We start from the raw sequence: 11,093 nt of genomic DNA, 5'->3' as shown, positions 1-11,093 counted from the left end.
CGCTTGCCCTTTGTGGCCGTCGGGGGTCGCACCTCCTTTCCTGCCATCAGAGTCATTACAAGATACAGAGCTTGCATAAAATCTTCATGCCATCTAACCCATTTATTATTTGCCAAGACCAAAAACGAATAAATATAAAACCCCAAATATATTATAAAAAATCAAAGCGCCTTTTCATATATGTGCAAAATTCTATTTATCATAGTATCTTGGGAATATTGCTTACTTTTCCACTCACTCAATCTAGCATATTTAGCCCTCAAGAGGCTATCTTTTGTTAAGCTGTTTAAAGCATGAGCTAGTGCTGACACATCACCTAAAGGAATTATAATTGAAGACTCTCCCAAAACCTCCTTAGCGCCTCTGTAGTCATAAACAACTAAGGGAGTTCCTACAGCCATGGCCTCTATGGCCGAAATAGGACATCCCTCTATATAAGAGGGGAAACAAGCTATATCAACAGACTTCCAAAAAGAGAATGCTTTTTGTGGTCTAATAAAACCCAAAAATTTTACCCTTTGCGACAACCCCAGCGATTCCGCCAATCTCTTCATAGAACTCAAAAGCGGGCCATCTCCTCCCAAAACCAATTCAACAGTCTCGTCCTTCGCCAAAATTGAGAAAGCCTTCAATAAATCCTCATGCCCTTTCCCATTTTTGAAGGTTGCAAGAAGTCCTATTCTTACTTTTTTACTTTCCTCGCATATTAGTGGTTTGGCGTCTCGTGCCTCTTTTATATTTATGCCGTTATAGACAATCCACGTCCTTTCAACCCACGGCATGGACTCCTTGACATACATTTCCACAGACTTAGATACACATATAATCTGTTTCTGATTCCTATAATGTTTCGGTTTGTGAAAGCTATGCATGTGGCAAAAAAGGCGGTGCACATTTTGACGGCAAAAAAAAGTTGCGTATCCAGACAATATCGATGCTCGCCCCAAATGAACATGTACTACATCATAATTTTTTAGCGCACTTTTAAACATCATGATTGTAAATGGGTCATAATCATTCAAGAAAGGTATATTTCTCACCCTTATTCCCTCTTGAAGCTCCCCACATAAAACAGAGACTTTTCTAGCCCATACTTCCACTTCGTGTCCTCTCCCTGCAAGACCATTGGACAGCTGCACCACAACGTTCTCGGCTCCACCCCAACCTCCCGCATCTATGGCTTGAAGAATTTTCATGCATTCACCTCTTCTTCTAGCAACATTCCACGCCCTAGCAATATCCCTAAGGTTCCCCAAACAAAGGGAATGGTTTCTTCAAACAAACCTACATATTCTACTATCCCATACAACAAAAATAACGTTAAAACACCTAAGGCCGCGAGAGAAATTCCAAGGCTTGTATCCTTCCTGAAACACATAAACATCACAAAAGAAATTACATGAAACAAAAAGATACAAAAAAACATTCCAGCAAAAACACCGTGGGAAACAAAATGCTGCAGCCATACAGAATGAGAATGGTCATACACTTTAATGCCGTGAGGCAGATCCTGTGCCTTTTCCAAAATAGCTCCATAAGCCTTTCCAAAGTTGCCTGAACCAACTCCCCACAATGGATGCTCACTAAACACTCTCATAACTATTGTCCAAATTTCTTCGCGATGATTCAACAAGCGCCGCCAAAAAGCCACTTTTATAAAATTTGCCGAGCCCATCTTTGCTAATATTCCCTTACTAAACACAACATAGAAAGCTGCACATAAGCTACCTAAAGACAATATATACTTTGAAATTTCAGATCTAGACAAAAAACACACAAGAAAACAACTAAAAATATAAAGTGCGGGCAAAACATCAGAGGTAGAATATTTAAAAACACTAATCCCGGACCACAAAGCTAAAAATCCAGACAACCAAAAAAAAAATACTCTTCCACCTTGCTCTTTCTAAAAATAACGCCCAATTAACTACTCCTAAAAAAGAAACCACTAGAAACAGCTGATTCACATTATCAAATACACCTTCATTGAAGAAAAAGACCCCTCTGTGCCTTAATTCGACAAATAAAAGAATCAAAAAACCCCAAAAAATAGACCACTTCCAATAATTCTCAATAGTTCTTTCCAGCCCCATCTTACATTTATTCGCTACAAAACTCCCCGTTAAAATAAAAAAGCCAATAAATAAATTCACTAAAAAGCTATCCCTATGATTCCAATCTCCAGAATTTATAATATCTGAGACAAAGACAATTAACAAAAACAACAAATAATAGAACCATATACAACGAAACCTAGATTGCAAATCATTATCAACAAACGTCTTTAATTTAAGATTTTTCTTAAAAAAATGGTACAACGTCCACCCTAGCAAAATCAAAATAGGTACCGAGGCATAACCTATTCCAAACATTGCCGCACCAAGACAAAAAAAGAATACATGCTGGATCCAGTCTTCCTTAATGCTACCCACTGAAGATATTATCTGACCCCAGTTGACGTTATATTGCTTTTTAGCTATCACCATTCATCCTCCCTAATATTTATTAATGATAATATTTTGCTATATATCTACCGACCAAACTGCTCATTCATTTGTGAGTTTTTTCTGCTTAAGCACATCTTGAATTAATCTGTACCATTTTTCGCCAAATTTCTCTAGAGAGAACTTGTGTTTAATCTTTTTTGCTTCTTTTCCCAAATTTTGTCTGAGCTCTTCATTGCTTATCAATGTTGATATGGCCTCTGCCAGTTTTTTCACATCAAAAGGAACGACTAAGCCATTTTTCCCGTCCAGAATAATATCTTCAACGCCATTCCAGTCCGTAGCTATAACAGGCAAACCAAACCCCATTGCCTCTACTAATGTATTGCAAAAACCTTCATACAGGGAAGATTGAACATAAATATCGGCACGTTTATAAGCTTCGGCTATATTCTTCGTAACACCAGGGAAAAACACCCTTTCGGAAATCCCAAGCCTTTTCGAAAGCCTTATCAATTCCTCTCTTTTTTTGCCTTCCCCATATACTATCAAATCCCAATCTGGGTATTCTGCAGCTATCAACGAAAAAGCTTTTAAAAGAAGCGGGTAATTCTTTTGGCGAGCTAATCTTCCAACAGATAAAATAATATTTTTGCCATTTCCCTTAGAGATTTCCCCCGTATCTTCCTGAATAACAAACGAAACCGGGTTAGGCACTACATAAGTCGGCAACGAAGGCACACTTTTTGACCAAAAATCAGCCGCGTAACGAGTAAGGCAAACCATTGTTGATGCTTTAGGATAAGTAATTTTGCGAAGCAACTTATACGTCCACTCTATTCTGCCGTTTTTGGGATCTCCACGCTCTGTAATAATTACAGGAATATCTCTACTTTTTTCCCCTAATGCCAATAAGACCAATCCATTGAGCTTGGTACCGAAGGGAATAATCAGATTAGGATTTATCTTCAATAATGCTTCTTTAAGTTTTTTAAGCCTTATAAAATGATAGCCTATAATTCTTTTCGAAAGGCTCATCTCTATTTTTTTCAAACCAAGGTCATAAAGTTCACAACTAGCCGGAGGAGTATAAAACTTGCCAGTTTCTGCATCTATTGTCAAAAGAGTCACATCAAATCCCCTTGCGAACAACAACTCCCCTAACGTACATGCAACCCTTTCCGCCCCTCCGCTTCCCAGCCCCTCAATCACCAAAGCCACCTTCATATAACAATCCTCCCACTCATTAAATCAATTCTTTGTAAAGTCTCAAATGCTGCTCTGCAATTGCAAAAACATCGTGCTTTTTAGCTTCCTCTATAGCCATCAGGCTTTTCGTCTTATCCGGAATAACACAAAGAGCTTTCTGTAAAGCCTTTTTCAAAGAATCTGAATCCCCTGCCTCAGCAAGCCACCCATTGTGTCCATCTCGCACTAGGTCAAGGGTACCGCCACAGGCAAAAGCCACAACAGGAAGCCCTGAAGCCATGGCCTCCAATAATGCAATACCAAAGGCCTCTGGCCCCCCAGAGCCCGGCACATGATACGAAGGCTGGACAAAAAGGTCAGATGCCCACAAAAAAGGCCTAACATCCTTGGCAAAGGGGAAAAACTTAACCCTTCGGTTGGACAACCCCCGAAACACCTCCTCTGCCAGTTTTATAAGCTCTTCCCTCATGGGACCATCTCCCACCAGCCATAAGCTTATGGGCCTGTCCGCCCCCAAAGCCCCAACGGCCCTTATCAAAAGGTCAAAACCTTTCCACGGCACAAATCGCCCCATACCCAGAATCACGAGTTCGCTAGGCTTTACCCCCTCCTGATTCCTTAACTTCTCCCTTTCCTTCGAGTTTGGTTCATACTTTTTCACTGCGACCGGGTTTGCAATTATCCTTATTTTACTGGTGGAAAAACCTTGATTTTCCATATGTTTTGCAACAGCAGTAGAAGGAGCTATCAAAAGTGTGGAATTCGCATAATACCTTCCTTTAGGGAACTTATCTACCGTAGCGACGACAGGAATTTTCTTCTTCTTCCCCCAATAGGATCCAATAAAAGCCGCACTTGACAGCCTGGTATGAATTACATCTGGCCTTATTTCCTCCAACAGACTGCCAAACTCCCTGCAAAGAGCTGGGCTCCATGCAAACATCGGCCGATATCCAAGCACCTCAAAACCTTCATCCCTTGCTCTTCCTGCTAGGGCTCCCCCTGGCCTACACGCTATAAAATGCTCTACAAGGCCATCCATTTCCCTAATCTTTTTAAGCAAATCAAGCCAAGGCTTACTCCATGACAGGTTGTTTTCGTCTACATGATGAAGAATCCTCAAATTTCCATCTCCCTTTTACTTTTTCTTACTTCTCGCCTTACTTATTTGCCTAAATATGGCCAAACGCACATAAAGATCAGGAAAAGACACTGCAAGAAAAAGTTTAAAAAACAAATCAGGGCGTCTATGCAAAAGGACCCCAGTACAGCTTTCCTTCAATTGCTCCTTAAAACTTCTGTTTTCAATCAGTTTTTTTAAATATTCTTCACCTTTATCAACAAGGATCTTTTGTAGATAATTTGTATAGGCACTGGGAATTATTAATTTAGTCAAAAGTTCGTAAGCCTTGGTATTTTGCTTGCCAACCCTTTTCATAAAGGCGCGGCACCTTAAATAGGCTGTTAATTCATGAAGGTTTGAATAAAATTTAACAATATCAGAAGAAGATGTAGTAGAGCTAGCATGCTTACGCCACGCAACAAGGCTTTCTTTAACAACGGCAACTTTCTTAGCTACAGCAAGAGATTTTACAAATACCTCATTATCTTCAGCACAATGACATCCCTCGGTGTAAGAAATATTGTTTTGTTCCAAAAAAGACCTGCGATACAAAACCGCCCCGCCCCACAGGTCGACCCTTCCAAGTAAATATTCAGACAGCACATCCAAGCCTCTTTCAAACTCTCCATTGGGATATCGGTATTTTTCAGTATACTTCTTGAAAATTTTGCCTTCATGGTCTGCAAAATCATATCCACAAAAAACCATATCCGCTTGGTGTCGTTTCATAGCTTCCACAAGCTTAGAACAACAATTAGGGCTAAATATATCGTCTCCATCAAAAAAAGCTATATATTCTCCTTTAGAAGCGATAAAGCCTCTATTTCTAGCTACACACACACCAGCATTTTCTTGATGTATAACCTTAACTGAATGTTTACTTTTACAAGCAAAGTTCTTCATCAAACTCAGACTATTATCCTGCGATCCGTCATCCACAAGTATGAGTTCCATTGGAGAATAATCCTGATTTTCTAAATACTCAAGGGTGTTCATTAGAAATTTACTAGCCCCATTATAAACAGGTACTACTATAGAAAGAAGCTTTCCCAAGGCCCAAACCTCCTACAATTCACGTCTTTAATAATTAACTAATATGAAATTGGATTTTTTAGTAACTCCACACTACACTTATAAAGCTCTTTAGGGTTAACCAACTCCAAACACCTAAAATCTTCACCTTTTACACACCCCCTATCATCACACGGCGCACAAGGTAAAGGCACTAAAACGACCCTGTGGGGATTACCCCAAGGCCCATACCTATGAGGCCTGGATGGGCCAAAAACAGCAACGGTAGGAACGCCCACTGCGCTTGCAAGGTGCATTGCTGCCGTATCTCCTGTAATAAACAAACTTGCCTTTTCCATAAAAGCCCCAACTGCTGACAAACTCAATGGGCCCGACAAATCCAACACGTTAGGGGCCAAAGCTTTAAGCACTACTTTAGCGTCCCTTTCTTCCTCTTTAGAGTATCCTATAATCCCTATAACGGCGTTTTCGTTTTCAATCAACTTTTCCCCAACTTCTATGCACAACCTGGGAGGAAGCCTTTTTTTGGGGTTTCGGCTCCCGGGGTTCATCATGACAAATTTTTTGCCCTCAAGTATCTTACTCAGTACTTCCAATGCCCTTCTTTTGTCCTCTTCTTTTACGTGAAAACGAAGCTGCCTGCTGTAAATAGGAACGCCCAGAGTGGATACAGCATATAAATTTCTCTCAGCTTCGTGAATTTTCTTTGGTAGGAAGAATTCCCTCAAACCCCAGAGAGGGTTATAAGTACAGCCACTAAAAAGGGGCATCAAAGTAGAACGAAGATCAATAATCAAATCGAATTTTCCTTCCCTAAGCTCACGTATCAACCTTATCCGACCCTTTAACCCCTTATACCTTTCTGCTTTATCATAAAGCCTTATCTCATCCCATATAGGGTCACCTTCTACTGCAGCCACAGCACCAGGGCCTACCCAAAGTACAAAGTAAGCCTCAGGTAAAAAACGCCTTAAGTTCCACAAGGCTGCCGACGCCAGAAGCATGTCCCCAAGGCAGGAAAGGCCTATAACTGCAACTTTTTTCACATGCTTTGGAATTATCTTCACTTCACGTCACCATTAAGAAACAATTTTCCCCACCGCATCCAAAACTACTTCAGGAGTAAGAGAATTTATAATTTCAACCCTCTCCGAAGTAGTCAATTCTTCTTTAGATTCCAATAAATTAGAATAAACAACCCATGAATCGTTCCCTAAAGGAGCATATCTGCCTAACCTTGTAGCTGGAGCCAAAGTCAAAGTCCTGGCGCCACATGCAGCAGCCAAATGGCTTCCGCCACTCTCAAGGCCTATCACACATAAAGCTTTTCTCAAAGCAGCTATGCAAAAAAATATTTCGTATTCTCTTTGTCTTTCGTTCAAAAGGTTCCAAAAAACCTTTACCCTATTTTTGCCTTTGATTTCCTGCAAAACATTTATCCTTCCAGGATCCCCAAAAAGAATTATTTCATATCCTTCATCGCTTAACAGCTCAGTAAGTCTCATCCAATAATTTACAGGCCACTGCCTACAAGGGTCATTAAACGAAACAAGCGGAAACATAGCAATTATATTATCCCTATCTATATTCCTAAAAAGCACTTCAGTCTCTTTTTCAACCCACTCAGGGATCCTTATGGAGTGAAGCGGAGATAAAGGTTTTATCCCAAGCCTTCTAGCCAACATAAGGCTTTGATATGTATCATGAACTTTAGGTCGATTGGGTTCCTCAAACTTCCAATCACTGAAGAAGCATTTACTTGAATATCCTATTCTATACTTGTAATCAAAACAAAGAGACAAAACAAGCGATGGCAAAAATTGTCTCTGTGTATCTACAAGCAAATCTATACCACCCAAAACTTTCCCATAATCCCATAGTTCCTTATATTTTTTATAAAACCAAGGCCTATGTTTTTTTATCTTTGACCAAAACAAGCGGTCCATTACTCCGGCTTCCTGAGCCAACATTTGGACAACTTTTGAAGGGCACCCCACAATAGAAAATTCGGCGTTAGGAAAAGCATTTCTAAACGCTGCCAACGTGGGATTAAGCATTACATAATCACCTAGAGCCATTCCCCCAATATAAAAAAGCACTTTTTTTACCGACATTTTCAGGTAGCAAGGATCCTTATACCAATCCTTAAAAAGCTCCGCAGGGTAATCTGCAGCCTCGTGCTTAGCCAAATAAAAGCCGTATTTTGTTGAATCTGAAGCCTTTAAATCATATTGCTTAATTAACAATAAAACCACACTCCTTCTAAAAACAACTACGGCTTCCTTAATACTTTTTCTAATGCATCCGCTACTTCATTCGATTTTATGGAACCCAAACACTCCTGATTGGGACACTCCCAGTTTCCACAACCAACTTTTTCACAAGAGGACACTAAGGCACTTTCTATCTCAGCTAAACCAACCTGCTCAGGCAACGTTGGCCCAAACAAGCCCACCGCAGGTAATCCTATCAACTTGACCAAATGCATAAAACCGGTGTCTCCTCCTAAAGCTGCATCACACTCCCTAGCCAATGCAGCAGTCTCCACAAGGCTCAGTTGACCCACCAGATTGATTACTTGAACGCCTTTTGCATTCCCAACTATTTCAGAGGCAATTGTCTCTTCCTCCTTGCCATGGCCTATTAACACCAAACCCCACCCTAAAAGCTTCAACCTATGAGACAATTCTATCCATCTTTTGGCAGGCCAGCGCTTTACTGTCTTGCTAGCCCCTATAATAGAAAAAAGCAAAGGACCATCCACTTTGCTTCTGATTTCCCTGGCTTTGAATTCTGCTTCCTTTGTAACATAAACCCAGGGCCTTTTACAGTTTTTTAACCCTAGGAATTTCGCTACATCCCTAGCGTTATGAGTATAGGCAAACTTAGCCCAGCGGTGAGTTCCCACTCTCACAGGAATACCAGAAAGCAAGGACAGCAATGCTCCCCTATCGGTCCCCTGAAAACACAGCAGCTTGTCAAATTTTCTTTTTCTAACTTCGAGAATTGACTTTATAAAATTAACGTTCCTGGATTTTTGGTTCCAGACAATAACATCATCTACGTAAGGTTGGCACCTCACAAATTCATCCCAGGGAGTGGCAACAAACCACGTCAGATGGATCTCAGGATAAGCCTCTTTAAGGGCCTTGGCAAAAGGGAAGACCTCAAGCACGTCCCCCATGGCACTGTACCTGTTAAGAAGAATTCTTTCTCCACCCGTGATAAAGCCCTTTGTTACTTTCATCTATTCTTTTAAGCTCCCTTTTTGCTCTTTTGCTTATTTTTCTATAGCTTCTGCATAGACTTTCTCAACACAAAAAACAACATCTTTCACTGTTGATACTTTCTTTGCATCAAAAAGGGAAAAAACATTTTCTCCCTCCAGAATGCGCCTTATACGTTCCTTCCAGGCTCCTACCTTCCCAGGAGGTACAAGGTCACCACCACAAGAAGCGACAAGTTCCCTGACTGGAGCAATATCGGAAGCCACTACAGGAACCCCCATGTAAACTGCCTGCATCAGAACAAGAGGCATTCCTTCGTCAAAGGAGGGGAACAAAAGACAGTCGCACTTTTTCATCCACTCATCCGTATCGTTTCTGAATCCATGGAAATGGACTCTTCCTTCTATCCCAAATTCCTTTGATATGATCTCTAAAGTTGTGCGAAAAGTTCCATCGCCCACCACATCCAATTCCCATTCGTAATCCTTTAACTCTCCAAGGGCCCTAAGAGCTACATCAAAGCCCTTCCTTTTGGTCAACCTTCCTAAAAAAAGGAACCTCCTAGGGGCTTCATTACTTTTTTGCTGCCATTTCTCGTAATCCTTTGGCAAGCCGTTATATATAACATGAACATTTTCAGGCAAAAATCCCTTGAGATGACCGGAAACCGAATTGCTGACACAAATAGCCGCTTTGGCATGCCTAAAAGGGTATATGGCACAATTTTTCTTGTATCTATCATGGGCAGTAAAAACCCATGGCACTCCGCTCAAACAGGAAGCCCACCAGGCAATCCACACCGGAACCCTGGAATGAGCGTGAAGGATCTCCCATCCCTCCCAAGCGGCGCGCATAGCTATCCTTGCTGCGCAAAACGCGGCGGTCACTGGGTTTTTCAAGTGAACCGGAAGTTTCCAGTGAATTACAGAGGAATCAAAATCACTGACGAGTTTCCCTCCAGCTGAAACAACCATAACTTCATGCCCCAGCCTGGCAAACTCATTTGAAAGCCACATAACGTGCCTTTCCGCTCCACCTTCTTCCAATTCAGGCAGTATCTGTATTATCTTCATGCTTGCCACCTTTCCGTAATCCATCTTGCTGCGCGTCGGGCCTCGTTGAAATCTTCCTTCGGCCCTTCCGCCTCCTCAAAAAGCAATTCCGGCAGGCTCTCCAGGGTGCCTAAAACCGAACATAAAGCCCTCTCTTCAAAGGCCTTTATCATCTGGTCAAACCTCTTTACGCCCCAAACAAACCTCCCGCCATTAACCACTCTACCTAAAACAGAGCTCAAAGAGGCCTTCCTCTCCACCGGAAGCACTATGGGCCTCAGGCCGGCAGTAGCAGCCTCAGATATCATGGATACCGAATCCTCGGTGCAAAGGACCTTCTCGCAAAGCCCCAAAATCCCGGGAACCGGACTCCAGCTTTCCTCCGAAGCTAAAAGGAGCATACTCACACTCTCCTTTCCTTCACAGAACTTCTTCAGGGATTGCTCCGCTTCCTTGCTTGTCCTTCGGGAAGTAGTGATGTAAAGCTCAGCACCTGCCTTCTCGGCACAAAAAAAGAGCAGCTCCATGAGCTTTTCAACCCAACCAGGGCCTATACGATAGTTTTTGTCGTCTCCGCCTATCAGAACTCCCCATTGCTTCTTTCTTTTCGGAGGAAAGCGTCTCAAAATCTTCCTCTTGCCCTCTTCCAAAAGCTCTTCGCATATCCTGTTGGGTGCACCAAGGGTAACTAAAAGGTTTTCGCTTTTCTTGGGCCTGTCGTGCTCCGGCACCACCGCAAAATCAAAGGGTTCGGTTCCAAGTACAGAGGGCGTCATTACAGTACAGCACCTTGAGCCAAAGGCCCTGGCAAGAGCCAGACAATAAGGAGCCGCCGAACTTCCAGCCGAGATAAAAAGAACATCTTCTGCAGGAATGTTCTTTTCCTTAAAAACCAGCTCTATATCCTCCACAAGGCTTGAAGCAGCGCTCTTTTCAAGCCACCTCCTGCGACGCTTGCCAGAGCCAAAGGCGAGGACACGAGACCCCACTTTCAACCTCAGAAACC

11 protein-coding genes are annotated in these 11,093 nt (G+C 42.0%); all 11 read right to left on the bottom strand.

What is annotated here, in order from left to right; all coding sequences use genetic code 11:
- Positions 1–161: 161 nt before the first annotated feature.
- Positions 162–1,196: a glycosyltransferase family 4 protein gene (locus H0Z23_RS07910; protein ID WP_296868900.1), complete on the bottom strand. Its 1,035-nt coding sequence runs from the start codon at positions 1,194–1,196 to the stop codon at positions 162–164.
- The gene (locus H0Z23_RS07905; protein ID WP_296868901.1) at positions 1,193–1,810 is read right to left on the bottom strand and encodes an O-antigen ligase; all 618 of its coding nucleotides are present in this window, start codon (positions 1,808–1,810) and stop codon (positions 1,193–1,195) included. The genes H0Z23_RS07910 and H0Z23_RS07905 overlap by 4 nt, the downstream gene beginning before the upstream one ends.
- Positions 1,811–1,838: 28 nt before the next feature.
- Complete coding sequence (locus H0Z23_RS07900; protein WP_296868899.1) at positions 1,839–2,486, bottom strand: hypothetical protein; 648 nt, start codon at positions 2,484–2,486, stop codon at positions 1,839–1,841.
- Between the two features lie 60 nt (positions 2,487–2,546).
- Positions 2,547–3,671, bottom strand: a complete 1,125-nt coding sequence (locus H0Z23_RS07895; RefSeq protein ID WP_296868898.1) for a glycosyltransferase family 4 protein — start codon at positions 3,669–3,671, stop codon at positions 2,547–2,549.
- Positions 3,672–3,690: 19 nt separating this feature from the next.
- A complete protein-coding gene (locus H0Z23_RS07890) occupies positions 3,691–4,776 on the bottom strand; it encodes a glycosyltransferase (protein ID WP_296868897.1) in 1,086 nt (361 codons plus the stop codon).
- A gap of 15 nt (positions 4,777–4,791) precedes the next feature.
- Positions 4,792–5,829 carry a glycosyltransferase family 2 protein gene (locus H0Z23_RS07885; RefSeq protein WP_296868896.1) on the bottom strand — a complete coding sequence of 346 codons (1,038 nt, stop codon included), beginning with the start codon at positions 5,827–5,829 and terminating at the stop codon, positions 4,792–4,794.
- Between the two features lie 38 nt (positions 5,830–5,867).
- Positions 5,868–6,875, bottom strand: coding sequence for a glycosyltransferase family 9 protein (locus tag H0Z23_RS07880; protein WP_296868895.1), 1,008 nt, complete (start codon positions 6,873–6,875; stop codon positions 5,868–5,870).
- Between the two features lie 12 nt (positions 6,876–6,887).
- A complete protein-coding gene (locus H0Z23_RS07875; protein ID WP_296868894.1) occupies positions 6,888–8,054 on the bottom strand; it encodes a glycosyltransferase family 9 protein in 1,167 nt (388 codons plus the stop codon).
- 26 nt (positions 8,055–8,080) lie between these two features.
- Positions 8,081–9,055, bottom strand: a complete 975-nt coding sequence (locus tag H0Z23_RS07870; RefSeq protein WP_296868893.1) for a glycosyltransferase family 9 protein — start codon at positions 9,053–9,055, stop codon at positions 8,081–8,083.
- 33 nt (positions 9,056–9,088) lie between these two features.
- Positions 9,089–10,132: a glycosyltransferase family 4 protein gene (locus H0Z23_RS07865; protein WP_296868892.1), complete on the bottom strand. Its 1,044-nt coding sequence runs from the start codon at positions 10,130–10,132 to the stop codon at positions 9,089–9,091.
- Positions 10,105–11,093: ELM1/GtrOC1 family putative glycosyltransferase (locus H0Z23_RS07860; RefSeq protein WP_296868891.1), on the bottom strand; the 989-nt coding region annotated here is incomplete at its 5' end. The genes H0Z23_RS07860 and H0Z23_RS07865, both read right to left, overlap by 28 nt.

The organism is Thermovirga sp., from assembly GCF_017656375.1.
GTDB lineage: Bacteria > Synergistota > Synergistia > Synergistales > Thermovirgaceae > Thermovirga.
This window is presented reverse-complemented; position numbering and strand designations above follow the sequence as displayed.